The following is an 18,507-nucleotide window of genomic DNA, read 5'->3' on the forward strand; positions in this document are numbered from 1 at the left end:
CGATGGATTCGCAACGCAATCTTTTTGTCATCGCTTTGTTGTTCGTGTCTTTCATGATCTGGCAAGCCTGGGAGCAAGATAAAGCTCCAAAACCCCAGGTTCAGCAGACCACGCAGACTACGACCACCGCAGCGGGTAGCGCCGCAAGCCAGGGCGTACCGGCCAGTGGCCAGGGGAAACTCATTACCGTTAAGACCGATGTCCTTTCTCTTACCATCAATACCCGTGGTGGCGACATCGAGCAGGCGCTTCTGCTGGCATACCCGAAAGAGCTGGGCTCCAGCGAACCTTTCCAGCTGCTGGAAACCACGCCGAACTTCATTTATCAGGCACAGAGCGGCCTGACCGGTCGTAACGGCCCGGACAACCCGAATAACAACCAGGGTCGCCCGCTGTATAACGTTGAGCGCGACACCTATGTGCTGGCTGACGGCCAGGACGAACTGCTGATCCCGATGACCTTCACCGATGCGGCAGGCAACGCCTTCACCAAAACGTTCGCCCTGAAACGCGGTCAGTACGCGGTCTATGTGGGTTACGACGTGAAGAACGCCGGCACCCAGCCGCTCGAAGTCTCTTCGTTCGGTCAGTTGAAGCAAACCATCGATCTGCCGAGCCATCGCGACACTGGCAGCAACAACTTTGCTCTCCATACTTTCCGCGGCGCGGCTTACTCCACGCCGGACGAGAAGTACGAGAAATATAAGTTCGATACGATTGCTGACGACGAAAACCTGAACGTGAACGCTAAAGGCGGCTGGGTAGCGATGCTCCAGCAGTACTTCGCGACCGCGTGGGTTCCGGCCAGCAACGTAACCAGCAACTTCTATACTGCCGATCTGGGTCATGGCGTTGCGGCTATCGGTTATAAATCTGAGCCGGTTCAGGTTCAGCCAGGCCAGACCGCCAAGCTTGCCAGCACCCTGTGGGTAGGGCCGGAAATTCAGGACAAAATGGCTGCCGTTGCGCCGCACCTCGACCTGACCGTTGACTACGGCTGGTTGTGGTTCATCTCTCAGCCGCTGTTCAAACTGCTGAAATGGATCCACAGCTTCCTGGGCAACTGGGGCTTCTCGATTATCGCCATCACCTTTATCGTTCGTGGCGTGATGTACCCGCTGACCAAAGCGCAGTACACCTCCATGGCGAAAATGCGCCTGCTGCAGCCGAAGATTCAGGCTATGCGCGAGCGTCTGGGTGACGATAAGCAGCGTATGAGTCAGGAGATGATGGCGCTGTATAAAGCGGAGAAAGTGAACCCGCTGGGCGGCTGCTTCCCGCTGCTGATCCAGATGCCAATCTTCCTTGCGCTGTACTACATGCTGATGGGCTCGGTGGAACTGCGTCACGCGCCGTTCGCGCTGTGGATCCATGACCTTTCCGCACAGGACCCGTACTACATTCTGCCGATCCTGATGGGCGCGACCATGTTCTTCATCCAGAAGATGTCGCCGACCACCGTGACCGACCCGATGCAGCAGAAGATCATGACCTTTATGCCGGTCATCTTTACGGTCTTCTTCCTGTGGTTCCCGTCCGGTCTGGTGCTGTACTATATCGTCAGCAACCTGGTGACCATCCTTCAGCAGCAGCTGATCTACCGCGGTCTGGAAAAACGCGGTCTGCACAGCCGCGAGAAGAAGAAATCCTGATTCGGTCAGGGCAACGCTAAAATGGAAGGCGGTCTGATGACCGCCTTTTTCTTTACGTGGGGCAGGCAAAACTCCCCCGCCAGACAGAGTGACAGAAAGACCATGAGCCATAACGACACCATTGTCGCCCAGGCGACGCCTCCCGGACGCGGCGGCGTGGGCATTCTTCGCGTCTCCGGCCAACAGGCGCGGGACGTGGCGCAGGCGGTGCTCGGCAAACTGCCGAAAGCGCGCTATGCCGACTATCTGCCGTTTAAGGACGCGGACGGCACCGCGCTCGATCAGGGCATCGCGTTGTGGTTCCCTGGCCCGAACTCCTTTACCGGCGAAGATGTGCTGGAGCTTCAGGGTCACGGCGGCCCCGTGATTCTGGATCTGCTGCTAAAGCGCATTCTGACTATTCCCGGCGTGCGTATCGCGAAGCCCGGCGAATTCTCCGAGCGGGCGTTCCTCAACGACAAACTCGATCTCGCCCAGGCGGAAGCCATCGCCGATCTGATTGACGCCAGCTCTGAACAGGCGGCGCGCTCGGCGCTGAACTCCCTGCAGGGCGCATTTTCCGCACGCGTAAACCACCTGGTTGAAGCGCTGACCCACCTGCGCATTTTTGTCGAAGCGGCTATCGATTTCCCGGATGAAGAGATCGACTTTCTTTCCGATGGCAAAATCGAGGCGCAGCTTAACGAGGTGATAGGCGATCTCGACGCGGTACGCGCCGAAGCGCGTCAGGGCAGCCTGCTGCGCGAAGGGATGAAAGTGGTCATTGCCGGTCGCCCGAACGCTGGCAAATCGAGCCTGCTGAATGCGCTGGCGGGCCGTGAGGCGGCGATTGTCACCGATATCGCGGGCACGACCCGCGACGTGCTGCGCGAGCACATTCATATCGATGGTATGCCGCTGCACATCATTGATACCGCGGGTCTGCGCGAGGCGAGCGATGAAGTGGAGCGCATCGGCATTGAGCGCGCCTGGCAGGAAATTGAACAGGCCGACCGTGTGCTGTTTATGGTTGACGGTACGACGACCGACGCCACCGACCCGGCGCAGATCTGGCCCGATTTTATCGCCCGCCTGCCAGCGAAACTGCCGATTACCGTGGTGCGTAACAAAGCGGACGTGACCGGCGAACACCCAGGCTTAAGCGAAGTGAATGGTCACTCACTTATTCGTCTTTCGGCACGCACCAGCGACGGCGTGGACGTGCTGCGCAGCCACCTGAAGCAAAGCATGGGGTTTGATACCAGCATGGAAGGCGGCTTCCTGGCGCGCCGTCGTCATCTCCAGGCGCTGGAAGACGCGGCGAACCACTTGCAACAGGGCAAAGCGCAGCTGCTGGGCGCCTGGGCTGGCGAGCTGCTGGCCGAAGAACTGCGCCTGGCGCAACAGGCATTAAGCGAGATCACCGGTGAATTTACGTCTGACGACCTGCTGGGCCGTATTTTCTCCAGCTTCTGTATTGGTAAGTAAGTTTTAGCCCATCCTCGTACGTGAACGTTCACTAACCCGCATTAACTGTCTGTTAATGCGGGTTTTTTATTTTCTGGATGAGGGATATTTCGACTGACATTCTAAAGGCAGATTAACCTTTATTAATCGCTTCAGAAGCCGCTACGGCAATTTCCTTGCAAAGTGCGACGTGCCCTGATGGGCATTGCATTTTGGCGGTATCGCTCACCTTTTGCAGATCGTCAGAACCGAGTGTGGAATCGATATGACTGAGCACCCAACGTCCGAACGACGCGTTGCGTTTTCCCAGTGCATCTAAAGTCGGTAATTCACTCCAGTGGTCAACCAAAAGACGAATTATCGTTTCAGAATAGCCTTCGCCAATACTTCCCTCATCACATGACGAATAACGCATATAACTCTCGTAAGTCTCTGCCCATGTTTTGAGGTTATCTACGGCGTTTTCTGCCGCTTCTGCTTTCTCCTGGGTACATTCACTTGCCTGCGTTAAAGGGCAAACAAAAACCGCCAACAGAAAAAACAGGGCCGTTTTTTTCATATTTTTTGCACCCTCATCGCACGGTAAACTTCTTTCCTGAATAACGAAACTTACAACCAACCGGCTTTGCAAAATGTAACTTATTTTCCCGCCAGTAGCGTTAATTATTGGCAGCAATATCAACCTGATTGCGCTTCATAAAATGAATGTGCGGACGCAGCGATAACCGGGTTTTTAACAACCGATCTTATTAGCCAGCAGCATGGTTCAGGCCAAAAAAGAACGGCATTTTCAGCCGCTCCCCGTCATGACCTTTCTTACGCGGTGTACATCAGCAGCCGCAGCTGACCGGCGTACCGTCGCGGCCCTGATGCCCTTCAGTGGCGTAGCCGTCGCGTTTCCACCAGTCCAGCCCGCCGATAAGCTCCTTCACCTGAAACCCCAGCGTCAGCAGTTTCATGGCCGTTTTGGTTGAGCCGTTGCAGCCGATGCCGTCGCAGTAGCAGATATACACTTTGGATTTATCGAGCTCCGCGGTGTTGTTAAAACACAGCGCCTTATGCGGCAGGTTAATTGCGCCCGGAATATGCTCGCGCTGGTACGCCTCTTCGTTACGGCCATCCACGACGACAATATTTTCCCCGGCGTTAAGCGCGAGATAGAGATCCCATGAATCGGCTTCAAAGGAGAGTTTTTTCTGGTAATACGCCAGTTGCTCAAGGTTTGACATAATTTCCTCATGTAGTCAGATGGGTAACGTTGAAACGGCAGCCAACGCGGAGCGCGACGTCATATCGTCTCCGGCATGGGCTGATAAGCGATAAAACCGTGGCGCGTGACCTGCCAGAGCCGAAAACTTTTAGGGCGGCTCTCGCGCCGTGCATCGAAGTGCAGCGGCCCTAATACGGTGCGGGCGGGCATGTATGGAAATGCTGCCGCCGTCTGGATAGCCGCCAGCGTTTCCCATAAATACGCGCCCGGCTCTCCGCCCCAGCGCCGCTGCCAGGTCTGGCGTACAAAATGGGCGATTTCGCCCGCAGGGTGCGGACTGATACCCGCGATCAGGATGTCGTGCCGATCCGGATCGATACCGTGCGCCAGCAAATCCGGCACGAGCGCGGGCGATCCTGCGTCGTCTGTCAGAATAAGCCGCCCCGGCAGTTCAATATGCGCCCAGCGAATGGCGTAACGAACCGACGCGGCGTAGCGGCCTGAAAATATCCGCGTCGCGCCATAAGGCGTAATCGGCAGCGCTGCCGCCAGCTGTTCCGACACGCTAATGCCATGCAGCGAGCCGTCATGTTCAGGTGTGGCGACCTGCCACTGCGCCTGGGCTACTTGCTCTCTCAGCCAGGCGACGTAGTCAGTGTCGTTATCGCACAGCCGCCAGGTCGTCTCGTTGCGCGTAAGATGGCTGGCGGTCGCGGCAGGGAGAAACAGCGGCACGCCTAGTCTGGCGTATTCAGGCGCGGCGGCATCGGCGGCGGAAGAGACATAATGCCCGACGACAGCATCCGCCCCCCACGCGGCTATCTCCCGCGCCGCGCGTAACGCGCCCTCCCGACTGCCGCCGTCGTCAAACAGCCTGATCTGAGCATCCTTGACCCACTGACCATGTCTGGCAAGCACCACGGCACGTAAAAAGGTATGCGCATGCACAGAAAATTTCGGATCAAGGCAGGCCACGCAGGCAATACGTTTCATTAATAGCGTCGATCCTTTATCCGTACGCCGAAGCGGTGAATTACCCAAAAATAAAATGACTGGCGAGTACCTGACAGATAACGCCCACCACCACGCTGACAATTAAATTCTTCGTAAACCAGGCGGTGAATACGACGGGAAGCGCAGCCAGAACGCTGGCGTTATATAAACTGAACCCCGCGTTTTGTGGAAAGAACAGCGCCGGGATCGTAATGCTGGAAATCACCGCCGCCGGAATGTACTCAATCACCGCGTTAATAAAGCGCGGCGTGCGCTCCGGGCTCAGATGCAGCGGAATAAGCCGGATGGCAAACGTCACCGCCATCATGGAGAAGATAACAATCAGGAGGAAGATTTCTTGAGACATACGCCGACTCCGCAACCGACCGCTGTCGCCACGAAGACGTTCAACGGTGAAATATGGATGAAATTCATACCGATCGTGGTCGCAATCGAGACCAGTGCGACGAGGCGCTTACCGGCGGTATTACAGAGCGCGACCAGCACGAACAGCATCATGGCCGTGAGTGCATAATCGAGCTTGAAGCTGATGAATTTCGCCAGATACTCCGAGGCCACGGCACCCGCGAACCCGCCCGCAATCCATGACAAGTGACAAAAGGCGTTAAAGCTCAGCAGATAACTCGCCGTCGTGGCGATACGGCTTTCCAGACGCTGGCTGTGCATCGCAAAGGATTCATCGGTGAGTCCGAATGCGTAGAGCGATTTTTTCAGCCCCGACATTCCAACAGGCCCGAGTTTCTTCGACATATACATCGACATTAAAATATGTCGGGAGTTGATAAGCAGCGTCGAGAGCACGATGGGCAGCAGCGAAGCGCCCGACGTAAGCAGCGCCAGCGCAGCAAACTGCGCCGTACCCGCGTAAACAAACAGGCACATCGCCGCCGGAAACCAGACCGGCAGCCCGGCGTTCAGACACATCACGCCAAACACAAACGCGACAACGAAATACCCCGCCATGATTGGCGAGGCGTTCAGCAGGCTCTCTTTAACATCGCTACGTTCGGCGTAATTGAGGTTTTTTAAAGATCCAGTTCGCACGTCGTTTCTCCTGTAGTCGGTTGAAATCCCTGGGAGCGCCAGAAATTGAACGCGACCTGGTTTTTATCTTCAATAAACAGAAAGACACGTTTAATACCGCTGAGATAAAAATCGTTCAGAATGGTTTTCGTCAGTACCGTACCAATTTTGTTATTTCTAAAAATGGGTGAAATCGCGATGTGATTTAACGTGGCGCGCGTGCCAAGCATACCGCCAATAATAGCGCCCACCAGAACACCATTCTGGTCTTTCGCCAAATAACAGCGGGCATTATCCGCCGCAACGATTTTGCGAATATGTTCTTCATCCTGCCATTCGCAAAAAGCCACCTCTTTAAAGAATTTTAAAAAGCTGACGATATTGCAGGCATCGTTAATTGTCGCTTTAGAAATAACTAATCCATCTGGCGCCGCGTTTTTATCAACATCAGAGGAAACAAGCTGGAGTTTATTTGACGATATCATATTCCGTCCCCGGCCTTGAAAATGAAACGGCAATAATCTGACGAAAACCCATTGCGTCTGTTGTCGGGTTGAACGCCGTGGTGACGTAGTGCAGCATTTCACGGTCAAGGAAGAATGTGGTATCCAGAATATTGCGATAGGTGCCTGAATCCACCAGCGTGCCATCTTTCTTAAAGACCTGGCTCATGGCGCCTTCGACGTTATGACGCCCCCAGAAGTGCACGCCGCTGAACGGGTAGCCGTCGCAGTGAATACCTTCCGGCGTAATCTCCAGTTCGCACCCCGGCTTAATCTCAATGCGGATTTGATGAATCTGGCACTGCCAGACTTCATTATGCAATTCTGGCGGCAGAATTTCTTTATATACATTGAAATCCAGCTCTACCAGTGAGCGTAATACCGGAGAGTGCAGTACCTCGGTGGTAATATCATCAAAATGACGCTCAATACCACCGACATATTTATTGTGTTCTACCGACTGCTCATAAGGGCGATGGCCGAGTGGTGTTAATATTTTGGTTACCGGGTTGTAATCAAAATCACTGTAACGGCGATACCGCGTGCCGCGATCGGCCTGACCATAAAATTTATCCACGCCCATGGTTTCCCAGCTTTGCGTAAATTTAACGAAATCGCTAAATCCGCCACTGAGTGAGAAATCAGAACCCAGAACATTTACCGCTTTATTTTTTCTCAGGTCATCGCCGATGTTTTTATTGAGCTGTAACATATATTCTATATTCATCCAGGGTGGTAGGGAGGTTTTGTGTTAAACTACCAGCTAATTAAGTTATTTATATTCAATTCTTTTTCAGTCACCTTAATAATCATTTTAAACAGGGCTGTTTCAGGACTATCTGACCGAAAAAACAGGTAAAACCGGAGTTTTCAGCCAGCGTAATGACCGCGTATCAATTGATAATTCTTATGGTGGTTGATATAAAGGAAAGACCGGCACGTCATGGGGTGACATATGGATATTAAGGTTTTGAGGAATCTGCTGAAAACCGCGCAGATGGGTTCGTTAACCTGCGCCGCGGAAGAGGCTAACCTCACTATTCAGGCGCTGGCGGCGCAGCTCAACAAAGCGGAAGAGTATTTCGGCTTTAAAATATTTAACCGCAATAATAAAGGTGTGGTACTAACACCTGAGGGCACGCATTTATTGCCCTATATTATGAACGTCGTCAAAACTTCCGAACACCTGCGTCTGAAAGCCGAACAGCTTAAAAAAAGCACCACAACCCCCATCCGAATTGCCCTCAACAGCACCTTCTCTGTCGATACCAACAAGAAAATCATTAACTTTATGATCGACAAGCTGAGCGATTACAGCGTGATTTTCAGCACGTCGGAATCACCGGAAAATCTGGTGAAAATCGCAAAAGACGAGACGGACATTGCGGTAGTGCTGGGCGGAAACGTACCGCCTGGCTTCTACAGCATTAAATTGACCGGGCTGCACATCAAAGTGATTGCGGCCTGCTCGGCGGAAAGCGCAGCGACCGCCACCACGCTGGTGCAGCCGCTGGCGGAGTGCCCCTATTCGGCGAGTTTTGATAAGTTCACCGCCCGGCATAAGCCGCTCCTTCAGGAGGCGAGCGTGATTTTTTCCGGGAGCGAGCTGATTACCGTCTCCCTGATGAAAAGCTTTAGCAGCATCGGGATTATTTCTCAGGACCTGGCACTGGCGAACGGCCTGAACATTTTGCCGGGCTTTGAAGATATCCTTGATGTGCATCTGATAATGAAAGAGCCGATCCTGACCGAACACGATCTGGAATCGTTCTATAACAATGTGGTGCATCTCCCAGAGATCCCACTGACCGCTTAAGTTGCCGCTACCGTAAAGGCGCAGGATGGCGCCTTTTTACCCGTGCGTTGCCTTACGTTGTGCGATAATTTTGTAAAAGTCCTGACAGAGTACTTTTCAGCGTCCGGATTAGGCATTAAAACCTAAACGTTATCGGGCTGATGAGTTGCAGATTACGCATTTACCAATTCGATAATTAACCGTTACTGACCATTATCATGGAGTGAAAAATGGCAACGCATTTTGCAAGAGGGACGCTTGGCCCCGAATTCAGTCTCTCCCCCAGGCTTTCCGCCGACGCGCTGAAAGCCGCGCAGCACCTGCCGGAGCACCGCCGAGGCCGCTTTCTGGCATCGCGCTCGCTGCTGGCTGAACTGGTGTTTATGCTTTACGGCATTCCGGTACTGCCTGAAATCGTGGTGAATGAGCAGGGCCGTCCGCGCTTTACCGACGCCGGGCTTGCCGATTTCTCGCTCGCCCATACCGGCAATATGCTGGGTGTGGCGATCACCACAGAAGGCTGTTGCGGGCTCGATATGGAATTGCAGCCCGCCACCCGTACCTTTACGCATCCGCTCGCGCCGCAAACCGGCCACACGCTCAGCAAAAATGAAACCATCTGGATAGATAATCAAAACGATCCGCTGGAAGCGCGCACGCAGCTGGTGACGCTGCGCCGCAGCCTGCTGAAGCTGACGGGTCAGCAGCACGATGACGGCCAGCAATTTCAGCTGTTGCCGGGCTCCGGCAAGCTGCGCGTGGCGCAGTTTCCGCTGGTCGAGGCCGCCTGCGACGCCGAAGATGTGCTGATCTGGACGGTCGCGGTATCGCCCGCCATTGAAAAGCTCTATCTGTGGGAATATGACAGCGTGCAGGGCTGGCGCAGCCTGCCGGATATGCGCAAACGCAGCACCAGCCCCGATACGCGTCTGATGCGCTTTACCAGCCTGCCCTCGGAAAAAGCGATGATTATCAACTAATCTGCTTTAACCATCCTGGAGGTTTCTATGTCTGATACGCTAAAAGTAGTGACGCTGATTGGCAGCCTGCGCAAAGGCTCCTTTAACGCGATGGTGGCCCGCACGCTGCCGAAACTGGCGCCCGCCGGTATGACGGTCGCTGAACTGCCTTCCATTCGCGATATCCCGATTTATGACGCCGATATTCAGCAGGAAGAAGGCTTTCCGCAAACGGTGGAAGCGATAGCCGCGCAGATCCGCGAGGCGGACGGCGTGGTGATTGTAACGCCGGAGTATAACTATTCGGTGCCAGGCGGGCTGAAGAACGCTATTGACTGGCTGTCGCGTCTGCCCGACCAGCCGCTCGCAGGCAAGCCGGTGCTTATCCAGACCAGCTCAATGGGCGCCATCGGCGGCGCGCGCTGCCAGTATCATCTGCGCCAGATTCTGGTGTTTCTCGATGCGATGGTGATGAACAAACCGGAGTTTATGGGCGGGGCGATTCAGAACAAAGTCGATACGCAGACCGGCGAGGTGGTGGATCAGAGTACGCTGGATCACCTGACCGGCCAGCTGACCGCGTTTGCAGAGTACATCAGGCGGGTGAGCCGCTGATAATAAAAAGGCCAGCGATTCGCTGGCCTTTTTGATTAATGCGCGTCGATAAAGACGATTTTCAGCAGGAACAGCAGCGCCACAACCAGCACGCAGGCGTTCAGATCGCGCAGGCGACCGGTGAAAATCTTCATCACGCAGTAAGAGATAAAGCCCAGCGCGATGCCTTCGGTGATCGAGAAGCTAAACGGCATCATGACGGCGGTGATAAACGCCGGCACGGCTTCGGTCAGGTCGTCCCACTTCACGCGCGACAGACTGGACGTCATCAGCACGCCGACGTAAATCAGCGCACCGGCGGCAGCATAAGGCGGCACCATACCCGCAAGCGGCGAGAGGAAAATCACCAGCAGGAACAGCAGACCGACCACCACGGCGGTAAGGCCGGTGCGTCCGCCAATAGAGACGCCGGACGAAGATTCGATATAGGCGGTCACAGAGGACGTTCCGATAAACGAGCCCGCTACAGAGGAGATGCTGTCCACATACAGCGCCTGCTTCATGCGCGGGAATTTGCCACTTTCATCCGCCAGCCCGGCTTTATCGGTCACGCCAATCAGCGTACCGGAGGAGTCGAACAGGTTGACCAGCATAAACGAGAAAATCACGCCGGCGAGGCCGATATCCAGCGAACCCGCGAGATCGACATGGCCCAGCACCGTCATCACGCTCGGCGGCTCTGATACCACGCCGTTGAAATGCACATCGCCAAACGCCAGGCCCAGCAGCGTGGTCACGACGATGGAGACGAGCACCGCCGCGTGAATGTTGCGGGAGGCGAGAATCGCGATGATAAAGAAGCCCAGTACGCCAAGCAGCGTGGTGTGGGAGGTGAGATTGCCGATAGTCACCAGCGTCTCCGGGTTCGCGACGATAACGCCCGCGTTTTTAAGCCCCATCATGCCGATAAACAGACCGATGCCACTGGTGATGCCGATACGCAGGCTCACCGGAATGTTAGCGATCATCCAGTAACGCACGCGGAAAATAGTCAGCAGCAGCAGACCCACAGCGCCCCAGAAAATCGCGCCCATGCCTACCTGCCACGAGAGCCCCATCGCGCCAACGACCACAAACGCGAAGAAGGCGTTCAGGCCCATCGCGGGCGCCAGCGCGACCGGCAGGTTTGCCAGCAGGCCCATCAGAATGCTGCCGAACGCGGCGATAAGACAGGTGGTGACAAATACTGCGCTGGTATCCATGCCAGCCGCGCCGAGGATCTGCGGGTTTACAAAAACGATATACACCATCGTCAGGAAGGTGGTTACCCCGGCAATGACCTCGGTGCGGGCCGTAGTGCCGTGCGCGCGTAACTTAAACACGCGCTCAAGCAATCCCTGCCCTTCGGCCTGGGACGTCGGTTGTTGGCTCATTCTCTAATTCCGTACAAGGAGGGGAAAAATTCGTCGCTATCCTATACCAAAACGGCGCAGTATTGACGGTCGTTACAGACTTTTTTTCATTGAATTTGCTTATACGGCATCGATTGCGTGACGCAAAGCGCTTAGAGTAATCGTTCAACTTGCAACAACAGGAAACGGCATGTCCCGAATTGAAGCGGTATTTTTCGACTGCGACGGTACGCTGGTGGATAGCGAAGTTATCTGCTCCCGCGCTTATGTGCACATGTTCGCCCGGGCGGGCATCACCCTTGAGCTGGAAGAGGTGTTTAAGCGCTTTAAGGGCGTAAAGCTTTACGAAATCATTGATACCATCAATGCCGAATATGGCGTGCAGCTGGAGAAAGCCGAACTCGAACCGGTGTATCGCGCGGAAGTGGCGCGCCTTTTTGACGCAGAGCTGGAAGAGATCCCGGGTGCCGCAGCGCTGCTTGAGAAAGTGACGGTGCCGATGTGTATCGTCTCAAACGGCCCGGTGAGCAAAATGCAGCAGTCGCTCGGTAAAACCGGCATGTTGCGCTATTTCACTGACAAACTGTTCAGCGGCTACGATATTCAGCGCTGGAAGCCCGATCCGGCGTTGATGCATTTCGCCGCCGATGCCATGCAGGTGGCGGTGGATCGCTGCATTCTGGTGGATGATTCCGCAGCGGGCGCAAAAGCAGGCATCGCCGCCGGGATGCAGGTGTTTTACTTCTGCGCCGATCCGCATAACCCGCCGCTGGAGCACCCGAATGTGACGGTGTTTACCGATTTGGCGCAATTGCCTGCGCTGTGGCGGGCGCGCGGCTGGGATGTGACGCGATAACCGTCTGGCAACGGCGGGTGCGCTACGCTTACCCGCCCTACGAAGTGGTTGCAGAATTTTGTAGGGAGGGTAAGCGTCAGCGCACCCACCTATAACTCAGTCCACATCGATGCCGTCAGAAGAGCTTCTGCACCCACTCGGCATAGGCCGGACGCCATACGGCCATCTCATGGCCCAGTCCCGGGTAAACGTGATAATCAAATTTTACGCCGTCGCGCTCAAGCTCGGTTTTCAGCCCGGCGATATCGCGGCCCGTCACGCTGTCTTTCTCGCCCACCACCAGCGTAAAGTTCCGCAACTGGCTGTTTACCTCATCCGTGCGGGAGAGCTGTTTCGTCACGTCGTCATTCGGCACCGTGGCGGTAGTCACGCCGCTCAGTGACGCCAACCAGCCGAAGCTTTGCAGATGCGTCATGCCGGACACCAGCGCCTGGTAGCCGCCCTGCGATAACCCCGCCAGCGCGCGCCCTTGCGCATCCTGACGCACATTAAATCGCTGCCCGATCAGCGGAATGATATCGTTCATCAGCTCTTTATCCGCCGCGCGGGCGTTAATCGGGTAGAAATCTTTGCGTCGCTCAGCGGGCGGGAAGTTTTCCGGCACCGCATTGGCGATATCCGTTTCGGTATCCGGGATAACCACCAGCATCGGTTTGATTTTGCCCTCCGCCAGCAGGTTATCCATCATCTGCGGGATCCGGCCCTGAGTAACGGCGGAAAGACCAGTATCGCCAAAGCCGTGATAGAAGTAGAGCACCGGCAGCGGCTCACTTTCGCGGCTGTAGCCCGGCGGCGTCCAGACATACACCCGCCGCTCCGATTTCAGCGCGCCGGAGTGGTACGTCAGCGTGCGCAGGTCGCCGTGCGGCACCGCCCGGTCATCAATAATGCTGCCCGGCACCAGAATCAGCGAGGTATTCGGCTGGCGCTGCGGTTTCACATACGGGTTGCCGGTATCGATGGAGCGAAACCCGTCGATATCAAAGAAATATTCGTGCAGTTCCGGCGCCATCGGCGCGCTTTTCCAGCTCCAGACGCCGTTCTCCTCTTTGCGCATCTCATGCGATACCTGGCTGTCCGCCGTCGCGCCGAGCACTACCGCCACACGCTGCGCATTGGGCGCGAACAGGCGGAAGGTGATGGATTTATCCGGGTTGACCTGCGTGATGTAATGACTGACCGGAACAGACAGATCGGGCGTTGCCGGCAGCGGCGCGCTGAAGACAGGTAAACTGGCGCAGCCAATCAGGGCGGCGAGGGCGAGAGCGGTACGGGAAGGTAATTTCACGGATTCATCCTTTTATAACGGGCTCGGTAACCCCTTATAGTATTGAGTAAAATCCGCAAAAGGGGCGACACGCGCCCCAAAATGGCCCTCGCGCGCGGCGAGGGCGACAGGCTTATTCTTTCGGATCTTTACCGGCGAGCAGTTTATCCAGCTCGTCGCCGCCTACGTGGCGGAAATCCTGGCCTTTCACGAAATAGAAAATGTATTCGCAGATATTCTGGCAGCGGTCGCCGATGCGCTCGATGGATCGGGCGCAGAACAGGGCGGTCAGCACGCTCGGGATCGTGCGGGAGTCTTCCATCATGTAGGTCATCAGCTGACGCACAATGCCTTCATATTCCTGGTCGACTTTTTTATCTTCGCGATAGATACGTACCGCTTCGTCGAGATCCATACGCGCAAAGGCGTCCAGCACGTCATGCAGCATCTGCACAGTATGGCGGCCAAGCGACTCCAGGCTCACCAGCAGCGGCTGATGCTGGTGGGAGAATTTTTCCAGCGCGGTACGGCAGATTTTATCCGCCACGTCGCCGATGCGCTCCAGCTCCGCGATGGTTTTAATGATGGCCATCACCAGACGCAGATCGCTCGCGGTCGGCTGGCGTTTGGCGATGATGCGCACACAGGCCTCATCAATCGCCACTTCCATCATGTTGACCTTTTTGTCGCCGTCGATAACGCGTTTGGCCAGCTCGCTGTCCTGGTTGTGCATGGCGGTGATCGCATCGGAGAGCTGCTGCTCTACCAGCCCGCCCATGGTCATCACCTGGGTGCGAATGTATTCCAGCTCAGCATTGAACTGACCGGAAATATGTTTATTCAGATTCAGATTATCCATTTAGCACTCCACATGCCCGATAAATTCAAAAGCGGCCCACATGAGAAATCCGGGCATATCAACCGTAACGACCGGTAATGTAGTCTTCGGTTTGTTTCATTTTCGGCTTGGTGAAGAGATCGTCGGTGTTGCTGTACTCGATCAGCTCGCCAAGGTACATAAACGCCGTGTGATCGGAACAGCGCGCCGCCTGCTGCATGTTGTGCGTCACGATAACTACGGTGTAATCCTGCTTCAGCTCGGTGATGAGCTCTTCGATACGGCCAGTGGAGATGGGATCCAGCGCCGAGCATGGCTCGTCCAGCAGCAGCACTTCCGGACGGATAGCGATGCCGCGGGCAATGCACAGACGCTGCTGCTGACCACCGGACAGAGAGTATCCGCTCTGGTGCAGTTTATCCTTGGTTTCGTTCCATAATGCGGCCTTGGTCAACGCCCACTGCACGCGCTCGTCCATGTCGGCGCGGGAGAGTTTCTCAAACAGACGCACGCCAAACGCGATGTTGTCGTAAATCGACATCGGGAACGGCGTCGGCTTCTGGAACACCATGCCCACTTTCGCGCGCAGCAGCGCGATATCCTGGGAGTGGTTCAGAATGTTCTCGCCATCCAGCAGGATTTCGCCTTCCGCGCGCTGCTCCGGGTAGAGTTCATACATTTTGTTGAACGTACGCAGCAGCGTGGATTTACCGCAGCCAGACGGGCCGATAAACGCCGTCACTTCGTTTTTGGCGATATCCAGGCTGATGTTTTTCAGGGCATGGAATTTCCCGTAGTAAAAGTTCAAATCGCGAACCTGAAGCTTGCCCGGGGTCGTGTTAACCATACTCATCTCAATCGTTCCTTATCCGGCGTCGCGAAGCGCCACGCCGTCAAAAAATTAACCTTGTTTACCTTTGGCGAACAGTACGCGCGCCAGGATGTTCAGCAGCAGTACGCAAAGGGTGATAATCAGCACGCCTGCCCAGGCCAGCTGTTGCCATTCGGCGAACGGGCTCATGGCGAATTTGAAAATCGTCACCGGCAGGTTGGCGATAGGCTGCATCATGTCCGTGCTCCAGAACTGATTAGAGAGCGCGGTAAAGAGCAGCGGCGCGGTTTCGCCCGCGATACGCGCGACCGCCAGCAGCACGCCGGTCAGGATGCCCGACACGGAGGCTTTAAGCGTAATGGCGGAGATCATCTTCCACTTTGGCGTGCCGAGCGCGTAGGCCGCTTCACGCAGGCTGTCCGGCACCAGCTTGAGCATGTTCTCGGTGGTGCGGATAACAATCGGCACCTGCAGCAGCGCCAGCGCAATCACGCCCGCCCAGCCAGAGAAGTGCTCCATCTGCGCCACGACGATGGTGTAGACGAACAGCCCGACCACGATAGACGGCGCCGAAAGCAGAATGTCGTTAATAAAGCGAATAACTTCCGCGAGAAACGACTTGCGGCCATATTCCGCCAGATAGATACCCGCCATGATGCCAAGCGGCGTACCGATAACCGTCGCCCACAGGATAAGCAGCCCGCTGCCCGCCAGCGCGTTCGCCAGCCCGCCGCCCGCGGTATTCGGCGGCGGCGTCATTTCGGTAAACAGCGCCAGCGACATTCCGTCAAACCCGCGCGATACCGTGGAGATTAAGATCCAGATAAGCCAGAACAGGCCGAACGCCATCGTCGCCATAGAGAGCGTGAGGGCGATGCGGTTTTTCATACGCCGCTTCGCCTGCATTTTACGACGCGATTCGGCAAGCTGAGTGGTGTTTTGCAGTTCCATCGTCGCCATTAGCGCGCCCCCTCGTTTTTCGCCAGACGCATAATCATCAGCCTGGAGATAGCCAGCACGATAAAGGTGATCACAAAGAGGATCAGGCCCAGCTCCATCAGCGCCGCCACATGTAGCCCGGATTCCGCTTCGGCGAATTCGTTGGCGAGCGCCGAGGTGATGCTGTTGCCCGGCATATAGAGCGACGGGCTGTCGAGCTGGTAGGTGTTGCCGATGATAAACGTCACCGCCATGGTTTCGCCGAGCGCACGGCCAAGGCCGAGCATGATGCCGCCGATCACCCCATTTTTGGTGAACGGCAGGACGATGCGCCAGATAACTTCCCAGGTGGTGCAGCCGATGCCGTAGGCGGACTCTTTCATCATCACCGGGGTTTGTTCGAACACATCACGCATCACGGCGGCAATGTAAGGGATTATCATGATGGCGAGAATGACGCCCGCCGCCAGAATGCCGATGCCGAACGCCGGGCCCGAGAAGAGCGAGCCGATAAACGGGATCGTGGAGAGCACGTTGCCCACCGGCTCCTGAAAATAGGTTGCAAACAACGGGGCGAAAATAAACAGGCCCCACATGCCATAGACGATGCTTGGGATAGCCGCCAGCAGCTCAATGGCGATGCCAAGCGGACGTTTGAGCCAGCCCGGAGCCAGCTCCGTCAGGAACAGCGCGATGCCAAAGCTTACGGGAACCGCGATCAACAGCGCGATAAACGAGGTGACCAGCGTGCCGTAAATCGGCACCAGCCCGCCGTAGATATCGTTAGGGGCATCCCACTCTTTGGTCCAGAGGAAGGAAAAACCAAATTTCTGGATGCTTGGCCAGGAGGAGATGATAAGGGAGACGATAATGCCGCCCAGCAGCAATAGCACAATCAGCGCAGCCAGACGAACCAGCGCGCTGAAAATCATATCGCCCTTTTTACCGGGGGGGTTAAATACCGGCTTGGTAGCAGCCATATTTCACTCTTCAGTTAAACTCTGTTTTGAATGACGCCCGGCAGCGTGTTGCGTACCGGGCCTACAAAAAAACAGCATGTTACCGGATTTTTGTAGGGCGGATAAGCGAAGCGCCATCCGCCATCATCGGTAAATCTCGATCAGTACAGCGCTTTACCGCTGCTGTCTTTCACGTTGGTCTTCCAGGCAGCGCGAACCTGCTCAACCACGCTGTCCGGCAGAGAGGCGTAATCCAGGTCATTAGCCTGTTTCGCGCCTGACTTGTAGGCCCAGTCGAAGAACTTCAGCACTTCGGCGCCCTGCTCAGGTTTCTTCTGCTCTTTGTGGACCAGAATGAACGTAGTAGAGGTGATTGGCCACGCGTCGTCGCCTTTCTGATTGGTCAGGTCCTGCGCGAAGGATTTGCTCCAGTCAGCGCCTTTGGCGGCGTTGGCGAAGCTCTCTTCGGTCGGCGCGACCGGTTTGCCGTCAGCGGAAACCAGTTTGGTGTAGGTCAGGTTGTTCTGCTTGGCATACGCGTATTCCACGTAACCGATAGAGCCCGGCAGACGCTGTACGAACGCGGCGATACCGTCGTTACCTTTACCGCCGAGACCGGTCGGCCAGTTAACGGTAGAGCCAGAGCCGATTTTAGATTTCCACTCGTCGTTTACTTTCGCCAGGTAGCTGGTGAAGACGAAGGACGTACCGGAACCGTCAGCGCGGCGCACCACGGCGATGTTCTGAGAAGGCAGTTTTTTGCCCGGGTTCAGTTTGGCGATAGCCTCGTCATCCCACTTCTTGATTTTGCCAAGGTAGATGTCGCCGAGGGTTTTGCCATCCAGCACCAGCTCGCCAGACTTGAAGCCCGGCAGGTTAACCGCCAGCACCACGCCGCCGATCACGGTCGGGAACTGGAAAAGACCTTCTTGCTGTAATTTTTCGTCAGAAAGCGGCGCGTCAGAAGCACCAAAATCAACAGTGTTAGCAATAATTTGTTTCACGCCACCGGAGGAGCCGATACCCTGGTAGTTTACCTTGTTACCCGTTTCTTTCTGGTAGGTATCCGCCCATTTGGCATACACCGGCGCCGGGAATGTTGCGCCCGCGCCAGTCAGACTTGCTGCCGCGAATGCGGAAAAAGCGCTCAGAGATAAGGTCGCGGCGACAACAGTTGCGACGGTGGTACGCATAACTTTCATAATGTCTCCTGCTGGTGTTCGTAATTTATTGTTTCGTGGCTACGG

At 55.7% G+C, this 18,507-nt stretch carries 20 protein-coding genes; 6 read left to right on the forward strand and 14 right to left on the reverse strand.

The features are described from left to right. The first annotated feature begins 2 nt into the window (after positions 1-2). Together yidC and mnmE are read left to right on the forward strand one after the other, a co-directional pair. Positions 3-1,652 (forward strand): membrane protein insertase YidC, encoded by a 1,650-nt coding sequence (gene yidC / locus AB8W27_RS20620; RefSeq protein ID WP_012814726.1) that lies wholly within the window; start codon positions 3-5, stop codon positions 1,650-1,652. Positions 1,653-1,754: 102 nt separating this feature from the next. Continuing rightward, a complete protein-coding gene (mnmE, locus tag AB8W27_RS20625; protein WP_012814725.1) occupies positions 1,755-3,119 on the forward strand; it encodes a tRNA uridine-5-carboxymethylaminomethyl(34) synthesis GTPase MnmE in 1,365 nt (454 codons plus the stop codon). Between the two features lie 112 nt (positions 3,120-3,231). On the opposite strand, the gene AB8W27_RS20630 is transcribed toward mnmE, so the two are convergent. From AB8W27_RS20630 to AB8W27_RS20660, 7 genes are all read right to left on the reverse strand, one after another. Continuing rightward, positions 3,232-3,657, reverse strand: a complete 426-nt coding sequence (locus AB8W27_RS20630; protein WP_012814724.1) for a hypothetical protein — start codon at positions 3,655-3,657, stop codon at positions 3,232-3,234. Positions 3,658-3,928: 271 nt separating this feature from the next. Beyond that, complete coding sequence (locus tag AB8W27_RS20635) at positions 3,929-4,327, reverse strand: rhodanese-like domain-containing protein (RefSeq protein ID WP_007765793.1); 399 nt, start codon at positions 4,325-4,327, stop codon at positions 3,929-3,931. Positions 4,328-4,386: 59 nt separating this feature from the next. Beyond that, positions 4,387-5,301, reverse strand: coding sequence for an amino acid ABC transporter substrate-binding protein (locus AB8W27_RS20640; RefSeq protein WP_012814723.1), 915 nt, complete (start codon positions 5,299-5,301; stop codon positions 4,387-4,389). Positions 5,302-5,341: 40 nt separating this feature from the next. Continuing rightward, a complete protein-coding gene (locus tag AB8W27_RS20645; RefSeq protein WP_007765791.1) occupies positions 5,342-5,668 on the reverse strand; it encodes an AzlD domain-containing protein in 327 nt (108 codons plus the stop codon). Further along, the gene (locus tag AB8W27_RS20650) at positions 5,644-6,366 is read right to left on the reverse strand and encodes an AzlC family ABC transporter permease (RefSeq protein WP_007765790.1); all 723 of its coding nucleotides are present in this window, start codon (positions 6,364-6,366) and stop codon (positions 5,644-5,646) included. Before AB8W27_RS20650 ends, AB8W27_RS20645 begins: the two co-directional genes overlap by 25 nt. Next, positions 6,348-6,830, reverse strand: coding sequence for a GNAT family N-acetyltransferase (locus AB8W27_RS20655; protein WP_041923030.1), 483 nt, complete (start codon positions 6,828-6,830; stop codon positions 6,348-6,350). The genes AB8W27_RS20650 and AB8W27_RS20655 overlap by 19 nt, the downstream gene beginning before the upstream one ends. Beyond that, on the reverse strand, positions 6,814-7,560 hold the full coding sequence (locus AB8W27_RS20660) for a 2OG-Fe dioxygenase family protein (RefSeq protein ID WP_012814720.1): 747 nt from the start codon (positions 7,558-7,560) through the stop codon (positions 6,814-6,816). Before AB8W27_RS20660 ends, AB8W27_RS20655 begins: the two co-directional genes overlap by 17 nt. Positions 7,561-7,803: 243 nt before the next feature. Here AB8W27_RS20660 and AB8W27_RS20665 point away from each other — a divergent pair, with 243 nt between their 5' ends. From AB8W27_RS20665 to AB8W27_RS20675, 3 genes are all read left to right on the forward strand, one after another. Further along, the gene (locus tag AB8W27_RS20665) at positions 7,804-8,664 is read left to right on the forward strand and encodes a LysR family transcriptional regulator (RefSeq protein ID WP_012814719.1); all 861 of its coding nucleotides are present in this window, start codon (positions 7,804-7,806) and stop codon (positions 8,662-8,664) included. A 209-nt stretch (positions 8,665-8,873) separates the two neighbouring features. Continuing rightward, positions 8,874-9,623 carry a 4'-phosphopantetheinyl transferase superfamily protein gene (locus AB8W27_RS20670; RefSeq protein WP_012814718.1) on the forward strand — a complete coding sequence of 250 codons (750 nt, stop codon included), beginning with the start codon at positions 8,874-8,876 and terminating at the stop codon, positions 9,621-9,623. A 27-nt stretch (positions 9,624-9,650) separates the two neighbouring features. Continuing rightward, complete coding sequence (locus AB8W27_RS20675; protein WP_007765780.1) at positions 9,651-10,217, forward strand: NADPH-dependent FMN reductase; 567 nt, start codon at positions 9,651-9,653, stop codon at positions 10,215-10,217. 35 nt (positions 10,218-10,252) lie between these two features. Here the strand turns inward: AB8W27_RS20675 and AB8W27_RS20680 are convergent, their stop codons facing one another. Next, on the reverse strand, positions 10,253-11,590 hold the full coding sequence (locus tag AB8W27_RS20680; protein ID WP_012814716.1) for an NCS2 family permease: 1,338 nt from the start codon (positions 11,588-11,590) through the stop codon (positions 10,253-10,255). Between the two features lie 169 nt (positions 11,591-11,759). Between AB8W27_RS20680 and yieH the strand changes: the two genes are divergently transcribed. Beyond that, entirely contained in the window at positions 11,760-12,425 is a 666-nt protein-coding gene (yieH, locus tag AB8W27_RS20685; protein ID WP_041923029.1) for a 6-phosphogluconate phosphatase, read from the forward strand. Positions 12,426-12,540: 115 nt separating this feature from the next. Here yieH and AB8W27_RS20690 read toward each other — a convergent pair whose 3' ends face one another. The 6 genes from AB8W27_RS20690 to pstS all read right to left on the reverse strand — a co-directional run bounded on the left by AB8W27_RS20690 (position 12,541) and on the right by pstS (position 18,462). Then, the gene (locus AB8W27_RS20690; protein WP_369833012.1) at positions 12,541-13,674 is read right to left on the reverse strand and encodes an esterase; all 1,134 of its coding nucleotides are present in this window, start codon (positions 13,672-13,674) and stop codon (positions 12,541-12,543) included. 151 nt (positions 13,675-13,825) lie between these two features. Next, positions 13,826-14,551 carry a phosphate signaling complex protein PhoU gene (gene phoU, locus AB8W27_RS20695; protein WP_004387543.1) on the reverse strand — a complete coding sequence of 242 codons (726 nt, stop codon included), beginning with the start codon at positions 14,549-14,551 and terminating at the stop codon, positions 13,826-13,828. Between the two features lie 58 nt (positions 14,552-14,609). Then, the gene (gene pstB, locus AB8W27_RS20700; protein WP_007765773.1) at positions 14,610-15,383 is read right to left on the reverse strand and encodes a phosphate ABC transporter ATP-binding protein PstB; all 774 of its coding nucleotides are present in this window, start codon (positions 15,381-15,383) and stop codon (positions 14,610-14,612) included. Positions 15,384-15,431: 48 nt separating this feature from the next. After that, entirely contained in the window at positions 15,432-16,322 is an 891-nt protein-coding gene (gene pstA, locus AB8W27_RS20705) for a phosphate ABC transporter permease PstA (RefSeq protein WP_041923028.1), read from the reverse strand. After that, positions 16,322-17,281: a phosphate ABC transporter permease PstC gene (gene pstC, locus AB8W27_RS20710; protein ID WP_012814712.1), complete on the reverse strand. Its 960-nt coding sequence runs from the start codon at positions 17,279-17,281 to the stop codon at positions 16,322-16,324. Before pstC ends, pstA begins: the two co-directional genes overlap by 1 nt. Positions 17,282-17,421: 140 nt before the next feature. Further along, the gene (pstS, locus tag AB8W27_RS20715; protein ID WP_004387547.1) at positions 17,422-18,462 is read right to left on the reverse strand and encodes a phosphate ABC transporter substrate-binding protein PstS; all 1,041 of its coding nucleotides are present in this window, start codon (positions 18,460-18,462) and stop codon (positions 17,422-17,424) included. Positions 18,463-18,507: the final 45 nt, after the last annotated feature.

It is taken from the genome of Cronobacter turicensis (genome assembly GCF_041222865.1).
Taxonomy (GTDB): domain Bacteria; phylum Pseudomonadota; class Gammaproteobacteria; order Enterobacterales; family Enterobacteriaceae; genus Cronobacter; species Cronobacter turicensis.